Genomic DNA, 13,143 nt, shown 5'->3' with positions numbered 1-13,143 from the left:
TATAATAAATTATCAGAAAACATTGACTTTAATGTATACGTAAAGTATGATTCGAATATGAAAGCGTTATCAAACTGAAGGAAGGATGATAGGTGAATGTACATACATTCCGTATGGCAGCAATTATGGCGATGGGATCATAAGATCAGGAAAGACTTTCGGAGTATGGTGTCTTTATCATTTATTAAGAGTTCAGGCAGTGCAGCGATGAAACAAGATGTCGACGAATCGAACGGTGAAGTGGGTGACAAACCACCTGAGCCAGGAAAGTATACGTTTCCTCAGCGAGTTGGACTTTTTCTAGGACCGTTTCTTTATTTTTTGATCACCTTACTTCTAAGTCCTGAAGGAATGAGCGGAGAGGCAGTCCAAATGCTAGGTTTAATTTCGTGGATTGCGACATGGTGGGTAACTGAAGCACTACCGATCCCAATCACTTCGTTGCTTCCACTACTGTTGTTTCCGATTACAGGTGTTATGGAAACAGGCGACGTTTCTTCTTCATATGGAGATCCTCTAATCTTTTTGTTTGCAGGAAGTTTCATGATCGCCTTAACGATGGAAAAATGGAACCTTCATAAGCGAATTGCACTAGCCATCATTGCTTTTATTGGAAGCAGTCCAAACATGATCATTCTTGGCTTTATGACGGCTACTGGATTTTTGTCGATGTGGATTTCAAACACTGCGAGTACGATGATGATGGTACCGATCAGTTTAGCCGTAACAAAACATGTAGCGAATTCTTTCAAAGATAATAGTGGTACAGATACATCACCTGGAAACTTCCCTTTTGGAACGGCGATCATGCTAGGAACAGCGTATGCTGCAACGATCGGAGGGTTTGGGACACTGATCGGTGCTCCTGCAAACACGATCTTAGCAGCAACAGTTAATAATTTATACGGTATCGATATTTCCTTTGCAAGATGGATGTTATTCGGCGTTCCGATGGTCGTGTTACTCATTCCTTTGATTTGGCTCTATCTTGTTAAGATCGCTTATCCGATGAACGTTAAGAATATTCCTGGTGGAAGAAGCATCATTAAGAAAGAGCTAAAAGAGCTTGGTAAGATGAGTTACGAAGAAAAGATTGTGTTGACGGTATTTTCCATTACGGCTTTAGCATGGATTACTAGAAGTCTTTTCTTGCAGAAGTTTATCCCAGGAATCGATGATACGCTAATCGCTTTGTTTGGTGCATTTCTACTTTTCTTGATCCCCGCTAAAAACAAGAGTGGCAGTATCCTAGATTGGGAGACGGTTTTGAAGTTGCCTTGGGGAATTCTCTGGCTATTTGGAGGTGGTCTTGCACTAGCGGCGGGTATCGTAAGTTCTGGTCTAGATAAGTGGATCGGGAACCAACTCGTTAACTTTAGTGATGTGCCATTCTTTCTCATGGTAGGCTTGATCATCGCAGTGATCACGTTACTTACAGAGTTCACGTCGAATACAGCGACATCCACGATGGTGTATCCGATCGTTGCTGCGGGTGCAGCGGCGCTTGGAACAGATCCGATTATCTTAATGGTTGCGGCTTGTATGGGGGCAACGTTCGCATTTATGTTCCCAGTAGCAGCCCCACCAAACGCAATTGTGTTCGCGACTGGGTATATCAGGATGGGGAAAATGGCGATGACAGGAATTTGGTTGAACCTTAGTTGCATCATTTTTTCAGTAATCATAGTGTACTATTTTGTACCTATAATCTTTGGTTCGTTATTGAAATAGTATCTATGAGCAGTTCAGATTGGAGCGTATTGTTCCGAACTGAACTGCTTTTACATTTTAAATGAAATAATCGTATTTGGAATGGGTGGATAATTTTGGGTTATGGAGAGGTTTGTCTCATTCAATATGGAATTATGTTAGAAGGAGGTTTTCATAGAGTTAAAGGAGGACAATCTCATTCGTGATTATTATGTTGAAAAAGTAGGGCAAGGTGAACCAGCAATCCTCCTCCCTGCCGGTGGTTTTACTGGTAATGAAGGTTTGAATATTGCTAACCTGCTTAAAAAGGTAGAGGTGCCGACTTATTTAGTTTACGGTACGTTTGAAGATATGAACGAGAAAGAGTGCAGAAGCACTGCTCAATACATACGAAAAATAAAGCAGCATGACCTTCCGATTACCTATCACCCAGCAAAAGGTGGTCATTACGTTCATTGGAATAGAGAATTATCGTTAAGTGAGCTGAGGACTTTTCTAACATCAGCATAACAGGGAAGGTATTGAAAAAGGTAAACTCTTTAAAACGTTTGGAGGCAGAAATGCTAAAGAAATGGATTAAAATGATATTAAGAACCACGCCGTTAGGAATTGGGATCGCAACGATTAGCTTAGTGATGCAAGGGGCTATCAAAGCAAGCAGTCCGATTACGTTCTTATCGATCGGAATGATCTGTTTAGCTCTGTTACATTTTGATGATAAGGAATGAACCGAGCATTGGGAATTTCATATAGAGGAGGCAATCATGAGGCAACTCATAAGTAAATACTTACACTGGATAATACTTGCGATCGTCGGAATTAGTTTTATTACGATGTTCTTTCCATTTGAAGGTTCTGCACATCATATTATCGCGTTAACCATGAGCGGAATCGGATTTGTTTTCCTCATTTACGTAACTTATACGATAGAGAAAAATAAAAGAAAAGAGAAAGACAAGGCTGCTGAATAAAGGTATAGACTACGACTCTTCAAGTTTACTTCTTCCTTTTACGAATAAGAAAAGGAAGAATCTCTATGACTGGATCGCTGGAACAGAAGTGGTTCGCTGATAAGAATCTAGAATAGTAAAGGAGATGACACGATGGATAATGTCTCAACGGTACCATTAACCATGGAGAGAACGTTCAAGGAAAAGCCTGAAACGGTTTATGAAGCATGGGTGAATCCAGACATGATGAGAAAGTGGTTATTCACGTTAGAAGGAACGAACAAGCTCGTCCACAATGATCCGAAGGTCGGAGGCAGTTGGGAAATCATCGACCATCGAGAGGGCGTCGATTACCGAGCGGTAGGGGAGTACCTCGAACTCAACGCTCCAAACCAATTGGTCTTCACATTCAAAATGCCGCAGTTTAGTGAGTTAGAAGATAAGATCAAGGTTGAGATTATTGAGAATGTTAGCGGAGCACAGATGACGTTTACTCAGCTTATTCACGTTGAGCGAGAAGAAAGTTGGACAGACGCTGATATGGAAAAAGCGCTATCTGAGTACCATGACGCAACAGAACATGGATGGGATTTAATGTTTAGAGGACTAAAAGAATTAGTTGAGACAGGGGATACGAGCTACAAAGGGTAGCGTGTTACACTATTTTTTGGAAAAGGGAGCGTTTTGAAATGAAAAAAGTATTAGTTGTGCTCACGGATGGTTTTGCTGATTGGGAAGCAAGTTACGTCACGCCAGAATTGAATAAGTCAGGTACGGGCTACTATGTTCAAACCATTGCGATCGACAAAGATCCTAAAACATCGATGGGCGGGTTCACTGTTCTACCTGATTATAGTTTACAAGACTACTCGGTTGCATCAGATTTAGCGATGGTGATCATTCCTGGTGGAACAGGGTGGAGAGAAGAAAAGAATCAAGTGGTAAAAGAGCTCGTTGCAGCGTGCTTTAAGAACGACATTCCTGTTGCAGCAATCTGTGATGCGACTACGTTCCTCGGCATTCATGGCTTTCTCGATCACTATAAGCATACAGGGAATTCATTGCCTTATTTAAAAGAAAGTGCACCTCACTACAAAGGTGAAGAGAACTACATAGAGAAACAGTCGGTTAGTGACGGAGGTTTGATCACCGCTAATGGAAGTGGCGCAGTCGAATTTTCAAGAGATATTTTACGAACGTTAAGCGTGTTAGAAGGAGACGCGCTTCATGAATGGTATGAGATGTTCAAGAAGGGTTTCTTAAGCGCGTAATGGATTTGCTGTTCTTAAATGAATGTGAGGTGGATCCCGATGAAAGATTCGGTGACAATCAGAAAAGCTCACAAAAATGACACAGTTAAACTGATTCAGCATACAAAAAAGGTGTTGAGCGAGAACGCTCACTTTTTAAGTTCTACGTTAGAAGAGTTTACGACAACGGTTGAGGAAGAAGAAGAATGGATCAACGCTCACGATTCAAACGGTTTAGTGTTAGTTGCGGAAGTAAATAGTGAAATCGTTGGCATGCTTAACTTTCGTCGTTCCACTAGGAAAAAGTTCTGTCATCAAGGAATGTTCGGAATGAGTGTACAAGAACAATTTTCGGATAACGGCATCGGCAGTTCGTTACTAACGGAACTATTGGACTGGGCGAAAGAAAACGAAGTAGAAAAAGTATCTCTCGAAGTATTTTCAAACAATCCGAGAGCCTTTCACTTATACTCTAAGTTTGGGTTTACTGTAGAAGGTAGACGAGTAAGGCAAGGGAAACTCGGTCCAAACGAGTATGTTGATGATATTTTGATGGGGAAATTTCTATAACGGCAGAAACCCGCCATTCTTTAAAAGAGTGGCGGGTTTTGCATGGAATAGGCTAGTTCAATCCAGCCTCAATCCCTGGTCCTAGAATGGTGAGTCGAGATAGGATGAGGGCAATTTCTCGTGGCGACTCGTTCATCCCAGATTTCAGCCAGTGCTGAATCACGCCTAAATTGGCGGAACTCACGTATGCGATCAAATAATCAGTAGGAATAGGAGAGTCGCTTAACCGTTGTTCGATGAGCACGGTGAGGTTCTTCTTCATGAGATCTTTCAGCTTCTCCTGAAAAGATGGATCACCTTTTGGGCCTAAGATGGTCTTTAAGAAGGCAGAGTTATCACTAAGGTATTCTACTAGTTTGAGGATGTGTGTAAGGGGGTCTGTCTGAACGAGCTTTCTATAGTCATTCTGCTGAGTTGGGAAACCTTCACGCACAATTCGTTCGAACTCTTTCAGGATTTCATCCTCACATCTATCCAACAGGTCATATTTATCTTGATAGTGAATATAGAAAGTACCACGATTGATGTCCGCTCTTTCCGTTAAACTGCTTACCGTTAATGCTTCAAATCCCTTTTCTTCCATAAGCTCAGTTAAAGCCTGACGCAGCATCCGCTTTGTACGTAGAATTCGTCGATCGGTCGTATCTCTGTCCATCGGTTCTTCATCGCTCCCTTTTTAATCAACACTTTCTACAGTTGTGTTAAGTACTGTTCATCTCGACTAGTATTGTGCATTGTAATCACTTGTAAACAAATTATAATATACAGTGTGAACGTTATTCAACACAGTGTTTATTAAATAGATAAGGGGGAAGGATCATGATAGATCGCAAAATGTGGGTGGTTTTACCTGTAATCGTATTGCTTATTCTAGCTATTTTTTCGCTGACACTTATTCCATCTGTTAACCAGACACCGAAAAACATACCGGTAGCCGTCGTAAATTTGGATGAGGGAGCAGAGATTCCCGAGCAGGGGAAACTAAATGTAGGGAATACCATCGTAGAATCGATGCAAAAGATGGCAGCATCAGCGGAGGAACCGCCAGTTCAGTTGGTGGAACTTAGTAGCGTTGAGGAAATGATGAAAGGGTTCGATGACCAAAACTACTATGCTGGATTGGTTATTCCAGAAACGTTTAGCATGAATCAAGGTTCATTACAGTCACCAAATCCTACTTCACCTCAATTAGACGTGTATACCAATGAAGGAATGAACAGAATGGCGACGATGGTCGCACAATCGATGTTGGATCAAGTAGTTACCAACCTGAACGAAAACGTTCGGAAGCAAGTGATCACTGGTTTTGAACAGCAAGGGATGACCCTTTCACCAAGTCAGGCTGAACAGCTAGCAACACCGATTACAAAACAAGACATTCAGGTAAATGAGGTTGGTGAAAATAGTGCGAACGGTAATGCGCCTGTTTCTCTGTTTCAACCTCTTTGGATGGCCTGTATGGCGGGTGCTGCGCTAACGTTCTTCTTTCTTCAGAAACGTTCGCGTAAGCAAGATTTAAAAGCAAGAGGGATTCAGCTAGTGCTAGGTCTTGTTCTCGCACTAACGGCAGGCTTTGGATTAACCTGGTTAGCTGAAGTGATGGTCGGTTTAACGATTCCGAACTTTGTAGATATGGCTTTCTTCTTATCGCTCGTCTACTTCAGCTTCTTTGTGATGATCTCTGCAGTGTTATCGTGGATTGGGATAAAAGGAATAGGAATCTTCGCGCTGTTACTATTCTTTGGAGCGCCACTCTTAACGATTCCAACCGAATTTATGACTTCTTTTTATCATGATTGGATTTACCCTTGGATGCCGATGCGCTTCATGACAGAAGGTTTGAGAGATTTATTTTACTTTGATAAAGCCTTGGAATGGAATGAACCTACGTCTGCGCTCGTTTGGATCGCTGTTGGAAGTCTCGTTGTCCTTTTTTCTTCACGTTTTAAACGGTCATCTGTCGAGATGAAAGAAGGGGCTTCCGTACAAAAACAAGAATTGGTGTAGGAGGAACTTTTTTAAAGAGGAGTTGGGAGGATGAAAGCAACCGTATTGATCGTAGGAGCGGGGCCAACTGGTCTAGCGATGGCGTTAACCCTTACCAAGCTTGGCGTACCGTTTCGCATCATTGAGAAAAATAAAGGGCCAGGTGAAACATCGCGTGCTTTAGTAACCCAAGCTCGTATCCTCGAACATTACCAGCAGCTAGGTGTTTCTGATAAGTTCGTGAAAGAAGGGATTCCGCTTACTGCTGTTCACATTAGAAATGGAGGGGAAGACAAAGCGGAACTGAGACTGAAGGACATAGGGGGCGCATTAAGCCCGTTCCCCTATGTGCTGAGTCTGCCTCAAGATGTTCATGAAAGATTGCTAGTGAAAGAGTTGGAGAATGCGGGAGTTGAGATCGAGTGGAATACAGAGCTCGTTTCGTTCACAAATCAGGAGGACGGAGTCAAAGTTATTCTTAAACAAGATGGTCATGAGGAGTGTCAGTTCGATTATATTTGTGGCTGTGACGGCGCACATAGTACGGTTCGCCACGGAATGGAAACCGATTTTCCTGGTGGAACGTATGACCAGCAGTTTTTTGTCGCAGATGTTGAAGCAGAGAGTGACTCTCTCGTACTAGGTGACATGTATATGAACATGGAAGCGAACGGCTTTTTTGTTTTTATGCCGGTGAGAAAAAAGGGGATCATCCGTCTGATCGGAATCGTACCGGAGGACGTTCGTGCGATCGACTTCTGGGAGATCTACCCGACAGTTCAGAAAAAGCTTGATCTTACTGTATCTCAAGTAAACTGGTTTTCTACTTATAAAGTCCATCATCGAGTAAGTGAGAAATTTAGAGAAGGAAGGGTGTTCCTTGCAGGTGATGCGGCTCATATTCATAGCCCAGCAGGAGGGCAAGGGATGAATACGGGGATCGGAGATGCAGTTAATCTAGCTTGGAAACTAGCGAGCGTGGTAAAAGGAAAAGCGTCACGTGATCTATTAGAGACGTATGAACAGGAACGCCGTGCGTTTGCGAACAGTCTCGTTTCAACGACGGATCGTGCATTTACTAACATCATCGGTCAGCATCGAAGAGGGAAAGTGTTACGAACCGTTTTCTTTCCTTATGTTCTACCATTTCTATTGCGATTCCCATCAACACGTAAAGGCGTATTCAAGACGATCTCGCAAACGCGCATTCATTATCATGAAAGTATGCTGAGTGTAGGCACAGCCGGAAAACGTCGAGGAGGCGATCGGCTGCCATGGGTACAAAACCACAATAATTATGAAGCGTTGCAATCGTTTGATTGGCAGATTCATGTTTATGGAACGGTAAAACAACAGGTGAGAGACGAACTATCTTCTGTCTCGATACCTGTGCATGCATATGAATGGGACTCTTCTGTGGAAGCTGCGGGGTTGCAGGAAAGTGCGCTATATCTCGTTCGTCCAGACGGTTATATCGGCTTTGTGGGTGAGGACGTGGAAGATATGAAGCGCTATTTGAATAAGTTCCAAATAGAGACGTTTTTTTAATAGAGAAAGGTACTAGCTTTCTTTTCCTACGTCAGTATGCTCCGTAATCGTGGTAAACTGTAAAAAAGGTTACGGAAGGAGAAGATTGCATGTGGAAGCATAGCCGGTTACTTGAACTTCTGAAACTTGAACATCCGATCATACAAGCAGGAATGGCTGGAGGCGTTACGACGCCAGCGCTCGTTGCTACCGTTTCTAATGCAGGAGCACTCGGTACGCTAGGGGCTGGGTATATGACACCAGAGGCGATGAAAGAGGCGATCGAAGAGATCCAGACGTTAACCAACAGGCCGTTTGCTGTGAATGTGTTTGTCCCTGAATACCCTAAGGCTACAGAGCGAGAAATGAAGCATGCAAACGAGCTTTTGAACCCTTTTCGAGACGAACTAGGACTAGCGGAAGAACCCTCTCCAGAGATAGATAAATCACTTTTTGAAAACCAAATTGAGGTGATCAAGGAGCTGAACGTTCCTATTGTAAGTTTTACATTTGGACTACCGGATCAAGAGGTCATTCAAGACCTTAAGGGTGAAGGAATCATCTTGATTGGCACAGCGACTTCCGTGGAAGAAGCAATCGTGAATGAGAAATCTGGTATGGATGCTGTCGTCGCACAGGGTAGTGAAGCTGGCGGTCATCGTGGAACGTTTTTAGCGACGAACGAAGGCGTTGGGACGATGTCACTCATCCCTCAAGTCGCAGATGCAGTGAAGATTCCTGTCATCGCAGCGGGTGGCATCATGGACGGAAGAGGGGTTTGTGCTTCCATGGTTCTAGGGGCAGATGGCGCGCAGCTCGGGACCGCGTTTGTCACTTGTGATGAAAGTGGAGCGAACCCACATCATAAAGAAGCGATCGTACATACGAAAGAAACAGAAACCGTACTAACTTCTTCCTTTAGCGGGAAGCCAGCGAGAGGCATTCGAAACACCTTTATCGATAGAATGGAAGGTCATGAACACGAGCTGTTGGCTTATCCCTTACAAAACGCGTTAACAAAAGGTATTCGAAAAGAAGCCGCAAAACAACATAATCCCGAATTTATGTCTCTCTGGTCAGGGCAAAGCCCTCGATTAAGCCGCCAAGAATCAGCGTCTAAAATCATTATGTCGATCGTTGCTCAAGCAAAGAGGATCAATAGCTGAACGGTGCTTGAAAGGAGCTGCTCATGTCTTCAAAAACGAAACGGATTTGTGAAAAGGGACACTGTTATTTCAAAAGCAGTGACTGTCCAACTTGCCCGATCTGCGAACAGGAACGAAAGCCTGAAAGCGGGTTTCTTTCATTGCTTTCAGCACCAGCGAGAAGAGCTCTCGAAAATAATGAAATCACAACGTTAGAAACGCTCTCGACTTATAGCGAGAAAGAGCTGCTAACGTTTCATGGGCTGGGACCTTCCTCCATTCCAAAGCTAAAGGAAGCTCTTGCGAACAATGGATTATCGTTTAAAAGACACTAAAAAGAAGGGCGGCGGCCCTTCTTTTTTATCGATTCGCATTAATGAGTAGTGCTGCTGTCTCTTTGACTGATAAAATGCCGTCTTCATAAAGGTTCATGGAAAATGTCACGGTTACCCCTTCGTGCAGTACGAGAAGACGTTCACCGAGCTGTTCAGCGTTCTTGATTTCTAGCTCTTCGAGGTACGTTGTGAAAAGCTGTTTCATCCATCTTTTTTCTTCGATGATAACTTCCCTTCCAGGGTGAGACTCTTCTGGAAGTTCGGCTAATGCGTTTACGAACGCGCAGCCTCTTTTGTTGTGCGTTTCTAACCAGTTTTCTAGTGCGTCAAAGATGCTTTGGATTTTTTCATAAGGCTCGTCATCTGAAACACGGTCTAAATAGGAAGTCAGGTGCGCTTTATACAGTTCGTCCCTATTTTTCAAATAAGCTACGATCAGCTGATCTTTTGAACCGAAGCGGTCGTACAATGTCTTTTTCGTAACGCCTGCTTCACTCGCGATCGTTTCGACCCCAATCATATGGATCCCTTTCCAGTAAAACAAATCTGATGCTGTTTCTAGAATGCGAAGCGCTGCAGGCGTCATTTTGATGTTTTCATCCATCTATTACACAACCTCTTTCTTAAATTCACGTTTTTTCAAATTCGATGAACGATCTCTACTGATCACCCATACTCCTAATGAACATACTACCATTCCGACAATCGTTAAGAAACCAATTCTATCCCCGAACATCGCGTAGGACCACACCATCGTCACGGGTGGCGTCAGATACAAGAGACTGCTGACTCTCGTGATGCTTCCTAGCTTAAGGTTCAACCAGTAAAATCCATATCCTCCAATCGTAGATAAGCCAGCTACCCACGCGACTGCGATCCAGAAACCAGTTGTTGCTGGCGGTGTCGCTTGGCCAGTGTTCACGGCGATGATCGTAAAGAATAGTGCACTGATCAACGTTTGAATCGGCAGTGCATCTGTAATGGAGATGGAGCTCTTAAGCGTCTTTTCATAAAGCGTCGCAAAAACGAGGCTGATCATCGCCATGAATGATAGCGCATATGCCCATAAAGGAACGGAAGTAGAACTTCCAAGATCTCCGTAAACGACGAATAACACACCGAGGATCCCGAGAACTAATCCACCCCATTGCTTCTTTGAAGTCGACTCGTTAAGAATGGGACCTGCGAGTGCAGCGGCGACGATTGGCTGAAGTGTCGTGATTAAGTTTGATGTCCCCGCAGAAACCCCGTTTTCAACAGAGAGAAACACACAGTAAAGGTAGCCGCTTTGAGCAAAAAGTCCGATGAGTGCCTGCGTTGCAACGCTCTTCACAGAAAGCTTCTTCCGTTGTTTCCATAACCACCAAATCGCAAGAATACCTGATGCGACGATAAATCGCCACATCAAGATCGTCATGGAACTCGCTTCCGCTGTCCCTAATCGTGCGCCAACAAACCCCGAGCTCCACATGATGACAAAGCCTACTGCTGCTATGATGCTATGTTGTTTCGAAAGCATCTTACCACTCCTTTATTTTACCAAAAAATAAACCGATCGGTATACTTACTACCAAGTATGTAACCATACCGGTCGGTTTACTGTCAAGGTGTAAGTTTTTATATGCATATTCCTAAAGTTATACCTCTTTTTAATAAAGGAGATTGTTCTTTTTAAGAAAATTTGAAATAATTGGAAGGGGCGAACCTTAGTATGGGGGGAGGTAAAGGAATGAAAGAAAACTTAACACTTGCGTGGATTGCGACTTGGTTTGCATTGGTTGGGCAGCTTGTGTTCTTCATTATCGTGGCATCCTTAACAGGTGAATGGCGGTATGTGATGTGGAGCTTTATTGTCAGTATGATGGCCGGCGTGCCATGTTTGATTCAAACGTTAAGAGCTCAGAAAAAGCGTAATAACCTTGAAGTGTGAGCTTCCGTAGCGTAGGTAAGGAGGAAGGATATTGGGGTTTTACATTGTCACGATCGGCTTATTAATTGGAAGCTGGACTCTTTACGTTAAGAAGAGTATAAATCACTATCTTCTCAGTTTCGTAGCGATGGCTTCAGCAGTCATCTTCCATATTGTTGGTTTACTTGTATCAGGGATGTTGCACAGCCAAGGAGCGGCGTTCGTCACGGCTTATTGCGCGATCGGTCTACTTCTAAATGGAATCCTGATGTTAGTGGTGACCATTATTAGAAGCGTTTTTGGAGGGAGATTCAGTAAGGAGAGAACGGGATGAAGCAACTATTGACGCTGCTCTTGGTGCTCGTTTTAGTAGCATGCACGAATGAAGAGACGACCGGTACAGAGGAGAAGACTTCAGCAAAAAGCGATTCAACGTTGACGATTAAGTCAGCATCATTAACTGAGCGTGAGCAAAGGATCATCGATCAAATCGGCATCGATTACAAAACGTTTTTTACCGTTGATGGTGAACTAGCGGATGGTGAGCATTTAGTTAGTTCAATCGTTGTTTTTCAAAATGGTGACGGTGGGAAGGAACAATTCCAAACGTATGGTGACGATCAAACGTTTAAAAAAGCGCTGCATTCCTTTCAACTTCACATGGAAGAAGGCACCGCTTTTTACACGATGGGATCACCGACTGGCTACAGCAAAGGTTCGACCGAAATGCCTCGTGATCTTCAAGGCTATGGGTTTGAACAGCTCGAAGGAGAAGTCACGCTAAAAAGTGGAGAAACCGTTTATCTCGCTTACGTAAAGGGGTCGAGTGAGAACCACATGGATATAGGAGGGCTTGATGACTATAAAACCCTTCCTGAATCAGTGAAAGATGCAGAGTATGCAGTTGTCGCTCAACTTTACATAACGGATAAACCATAAAACTGGAGAAGGAGAATGTACCGAGTAAGCGAATATAGTTAGGTGAACGCTAAGGCAAAACTATTTGGAGGTTTTTATGGGTAGAGTCATTCATTTCGAAGTTCATGTTGACGACATGGACCGTGCAAAAAAGTTTTATGGAGAAGTGTTTGGATGGACGTTTGAAGACTGGAGCGAGTACGCTGGCATGCCTTACTTTGGAGTCGTAACTGGCGACTCGAACGAGCCTGGAATCAACGGCGCGTTGATGCAGCGACAGACGCCTCCTCCAGAAGTGAACAGCGCGATGAACGGGTATGCATGTACGATGGGATCAGAAGACATCGAAGCGACGGAAAAGGTCATTCTAGCGAATGGCGGAAGAGTTGCCCTTGCAAAATACGCGCTCCCAGGCATGGCTTGGCAGGCCTATTACATGGATACTGAAGGGAATATTTTCGGTGTTCATCAACCGGATGAGAACGCAAAATAAACGGTAAACAAAAAACCCTGTGAAAAGGGTTTTTTCGTTGGGTAAGAAAGGATGAACAGAAAGTTTTTACGGATCAACGTTTGGCATGAAAGTATTAACGATAGAGAAAAGCTATTAAAAAGGAGCAACTGTATGAACGTAAATATTGGAGATATTCTTTATCAGCTCTTCGCATTTATGATGCTGTTATCCATTCCTACCCTTATAATTGTGCTGGTATTGGTATTAAAGGGAAGAAAATCTAGACTGGATCGCCTGGAGCAGAAGGTCGACCAGCTGCTTTCTCAGAAAGAGGAGAGGTGAGGGCAACCGGCTAACCTCTACCTACAAACAGATTACTTTCTTTCCAA

Annotated in this window: 19 protein-coding genes; 16 read left to right on the top strand and 3 right to left on the bottom strand. The window is 43.5% G+C overall.

Annotation, left to right across the window (positions count from 1 at the left end):
- The first annotated feature begins 96 nt into the window (after nucleotides 1-96).
- The 7 genes from ACXADT_RS18405 (at nucleotide 97) to ACXADT_RS18375 (ending at nucleotide 4,480) form a co-directional block, all read left to right on the top strand.
- On the top strand, nucleotides 97-1,731 hold the full coding sequence (locus tag ACXADT_RS18405) for an SLC13 family permease (protein WP_474812956.1): 1,635 nt from the start codon (nucleotides 97-99) through the stop codon (nucleotides 1,729-1,731).
- A 261-nt stretch (nucleotides 1,732-1,992) separates the two neighbouring features.
- The gene (locus tag ACXADT_RS18400) at nucleotides 1,993-2,220 is read left to right on the top strand and encodes a hypothetical protein (protein WP_474832269.1); all 228 of its coding nucleotides are present in this window, start codon (nucleotides 1,993-1,995) and stop codon (nucleotides 2,218-2,220) included.
- A 50-nt stretch (nucleotides 2,221-2,270) separates the two neighbouring features.
- Nucleotides 2,271-2,438 (top strand): hypothetical protein, encoded by a 168-nt coding sequence (locus tag ACXADT_RS18395; RefSeq protein WP_270181235.1) that lies wholly within the window; start codon nucleotides 2,271-2,273, stop codon nucleotides 2,436-2,438.
- 36 nt (nucleotides 2,439-2,474) lie between these two features.
- Nucleotides 2,475-2,681, top strand: coding sequence for a hypothetical protein (locus ACXADT_RS18390; protein WP_474812952.1), 207 nt, complete (start codon nucleotides 2,475-2,477; stop codon nucleotides 2,679-2,681).
- 132 nt (nucleotides 2,682-2,813) lie between these two features.
- On the top strand, nucleotides 2,814-3,311 hold the full coding sequence (locus ACXADT_RS18385) for an SRPBCC family protein (protein WP_474832268.1): 498 nt from the start codon (nucleotides 2,814-2,816) through the stop codon (nucleotides 3,309-3,311).
- Between the two features lie 38 nt (nucleotides 3,312-3,349).
- The gene (locus ACXADT_RS18380) at nucleotides 3,350-3,931 is read left to right on the top strand and encodes a type 1 glutamine amidotransferase family protein (protein WP_474832267.1); all 582 of its coding nucleotides are present in this window, start codon (nucleotides 3,350-3,352) and stop codon (nucleotides 3,929-3,931) included.
- 39 nt (nucleotides 3,932-3,970) lie between these two features.
- Nucleotides 3,971-4,480: an N-acetyltransferase family protein gene (locus tag ACXADT_RS18375; RefSeq protein ID WP_474832266.1), complete on the top strand. Its 510-nt coding sequence runs from the start codon at nucleotides 3,971-3,973 to the stop codon at nucleotides 4,478-4,480.
- 52 nt (nucleotides 4,481-4,532) lie between these two features.
- Here the strand turns inward: ACXADT_RS18375 and ACXADT_RS18370 are convergent, their stop codons facing one another.
- Complete coding sequence (locus ACXADT_RS18370) at nucleotides 4,533-5,135, bottom strand: TetR/AcrR family transcriptional regulator (RefSeq protein WP_474832265.1); 603 nt, start codon at nucleotides 5,133-5,135, stop codon at nucleotides 4,533-4,535.
- Nucleotides 5,136-5,299: 164 nt separating this feature from the next.
- Here ACXADT_RS18370 and ACXADT_RS18365 point away from each other — a divergent pair, with 164 nt between their 5' ends.
- The 4 genes from ACXADT_RS18365 to ACXADT_RS18350 all read left to right on the top strand — a co-directional run bounded on the left by ACXADT_RS18365 (nucleotide 5,300) and on the right by ACXADT_RS18350 (nucleotide 9,473).
- Nucleotides 5,300-6,487, top strand: coding sequence for a YhgE/Pip domain-containing protein (locus ACXADT_RS18365; RefSeq protein WP_474832264.1), 1,188 nt, complete (start codon nucleotides 5,300-5,302; stop codon nucleotides 6,485-6,487).
- A gap of 30 nt (nucleotides 6,488-6,517) precedes the next feature.
- Nucleotides 6,518-8,014 carry an FAD-dependent oxidoreductase gene (locus tag ACXADT_RS18360; protein ID WP_474832263.1) on the top strand — a complete coding sequence of 499 codons (1,497 nt, stop codon included), beginning with the start codon at nucleotides 6,518-6,520 and terminating at the stop codon, nucleotides 8,012-8,014.
- 89 nt (nucleotides 8,015-8,103) lie between these two features.
- Nucleotides 8,104-9,159 (top strand): NAD(P)H-dependent flavin oxidoreductase, encoded by a 1,056-nt coding sequence (locus tag ACXADT_RS18355; RefSeq protein WP_270181242.1) that lies wholly within the window; start codon nucleotides 8,104-8,106, stop codon nucleotides 9,157-9,159.
- A 23-nt stretch (nucleotides 9,160-9,182) separates the two neighbouring features.
- Complete coding sequence (locus tag ACXADT_RS18350) at nucleotides 9,183-9,473, top strand: RNA polymerase alpha subunit C-terminal domain-containing protein (protein ID WP_474832262.1); 291 nt, start codon at nucleotides 9,183-9,185, stop codon at nucleotides 9,471-9,473.
- 25 nt (nucleotides 9,474-9,498) lie between these two features.
- Here the strand turns inward: ACXADT_RS18350 and ACXADT_RS18345 are convergent, their stop codons facing one another.
- Both ACXADT_RS18345 and ACXADT_RS18340 read right to left on the bottom strand, forming a co-directional pair.
- Entirely contained in the window at nucleotides 9,499-10,077 is a 579-nt protein-coding gene (locus tag ACXADT_RS18345) for a TetR/AcrR family transcriptional regulator (protein ID WP_474832261.1), read from the bottom strand.
- Nucleotides 10,078-10,080: 3 nt separating this feature from the next.
- Complete coding sequence (locus ACXADT_RS18340; protein WP_474832260.1) at nucleotides 10,081-10,992, bottom strand: DMT family transporter; 912 nt, start codon at nucleotides 10,990-10,992, stop codon at nucleotides 10,081-10,083.
- Nucleotides 10,993-11,202: 210 nt separating this feature from the next.
- Between ACXADT_RS18340 and ACXADT_RS18335 the strand changes: the two genes are divergently transcribed.
- The 5 genes from ACXADT_RS18335 (at nucleotide 11,203) to ACXADT_RS18315 (ending at nucleotide 13,096) form a co-directional block, all read left to right on the top strand.
- Nucleotides 11,203-11,403 carry a hypothetical protein gene (locus tag ACXADT_RS18335; RefSeq protein WP_474812932.1) on the top strand — a complete coding sequence of 67 codons (201 nt, stop codon included), beginning with the start codon at nucleotides 11,203-11,205 and terminating at the stop codon, nucleotides 11,401-11,403.
- Nucleotides 11,404-11,434: 31 nt separating this feature from the next.
- Nucleotides 11,435-11,716, top strand: coding sequence for a hypothetical protein (locus ACXADT_RS18330; RefSeq protein ID WP_474812930.1), 282 nt, complete (start codon nucleotides 11,435-11,437; stop codon nucleotides 11,714-11,716).
- Entirely contained in the window at nucleotides 11,713-12,321 is a 609-nt protein-coding gene (locus tag ACXADT_RS18325) for a hypothetical protein (RefSeq protein WP_474832259.1), read from the top strand. Before ACXADT_RS18330 ends, ACXADT_RS18325 begins: the two co-directional genes overlap by 4 nt.
- A gap of 76 nt (nucleotides 12,322-12,397) precedes the next feature.
- Nucleotides 12,398-12,793, top strand: coding sequence for a VOC family protein (locus tag ACXADT_RS18320; protein ID WP_474832258.1), 396 nt, complete (start codon nucleotides 12,398-12,400; stop codon nucleotides 12,791-12,793).
- Between the two features lie 132 nt (nucleotides 12,794-12,925).
- On the top strand, nucleotides 12,926-13,096 hold the full coding sequence (locus tag ACXADT_RS18315; RefSeq protein WP_474812924.1) for a hypothetical protein: 171 nt from the start codon (nucleotides 12,926-12,928) through the stop codon (nucleotides 13,094-13,096).
- Nucleotides 13,097-13,143: the final 47 nt, after the last annotated feature.

Source organism: Anaerobacillus sp. ABR4_321, from assembly GCF_056158505.1.
This window is presented reverse-complemented; position numbering and strand designations above follow the sequence as displayed.

Bases quoted from the DNA above. Each gene is read 5' to 3' on its own strand.
- ACXADT_RS18345 (WP_474832261.1), bottom strand. From the start codon at position 10,077: ATGGATGAAAACATCAAAATGACGCCTGCAGCGCTTCGCATTCTAGAA.
- ACXADT_RS18365 (WP_474832264.1), top strand. From the start codon at position 5,300: ATGATAGATCGCAAAATGTGGGTGGTTTTACCTGTAATCGTATTGCTT.
- ACXADT_RS18320 (WP_474832258.1), top strand. From the start codon at position 12,398: ATGGGTAGAGTCATTCATTTCGAAGTTCATGTTGACGACATGGACCGT.
- ACXADT_RS18380 (WP_474832267.1), top strand. From the start codon at position 3,350: ATGAAAAAAGTATTAGTTGTGCTCACGGATGGTTTTGCTGATTGGGAA.
- ACXADT_RS18325 (WP_474832259.1), top strand. From the start codon at position 11,713: ATGAAGCAACTATTGACGCTGCTCTTGGTGCTCGTTTTAGTAGCATGC.
- ACXADT_RS18390 (WP_474812952.1), top strand. From the start codon at position 2,475: ATGAGGCAACTCATAAGTAAATACTTACACTGGATAATACTTGCGATC.
- ACXADT_RS18370 (WP_474832265.1), bottom strand. From the start codon at position 5,135: ATGGACAGAGATACGACCGATCGACGAATTCTACGTACAAAGCGGATG.
- ACXADT_RS18355 (WP_270181242.1), top strand. From the start codon at position 8,104: ATGTGGAAGCATAGCCGGTTACTTGAACTTCTGAAACTTGAACATCCG.
- ACXADT_RS18350 (WP_474832262.1), top strand. From the start codon at position 9,183: ATGTCTTCAAAAACGAAACGGATTTGTGAAAAGGGACACTGTTATTTC.
- ACXADT_RS18405 (WP_474812956.1), top strand. From the start codon at position 97: ATGTACATACATTCCGTATGGCAGCAATTATGGCGATGGGATCATAAG.
- ACXADT_RS18335 (WP_474812932.1), top strand. From the start codon at position 11,203: ATGAAAGAAAACTTAACACTTGCGTGGATTGCGACTTGGTTTGCATTG.
- ACXADT_RS18340 (WP_474832260.1), bottom strand. From the start codon at position 10,992: ATGCTTTCGAAACAACATAGCATCATAGCAGCAGTAGGCTTTGTCATC.
- ACXADT_RS18375 (WP_474832266.1), top strand. From the start codon at position 3,971: ATGAAAGATTCGGTGACAATCAGAAAAGCTCACAAAAATGACACAGTT.
- ACXADT_RS18395 (WP_270181235.1), top strand. From the start codon at position 2,271: ATGCTAAAGAAATGGATTAAAATGATATTAAGAACCACGCCGTTAGGA.
- ACXADT_RS18360 (WP_474832263.1), top strand. From the start codon at position 6,518: ATGAAAGCAACCGTATTGATCGTAGGAGCGGGGCCAACTGGTCTAGCG.
- ACXADT_RS18315 (WP_474812924.1), top strand. From the start codon at position 12,926: ATGAACGTAAATATTGGAGATATTCTTTATCAGCTCTTCGCATTTATG.
- ACXADT_RS18385 (WP_474832268.1), top strand. From the start codon at position 2,814: ATGGATAATGTCTCAACGGTACCATTAACCATGGAGAGAACGTTCAAG.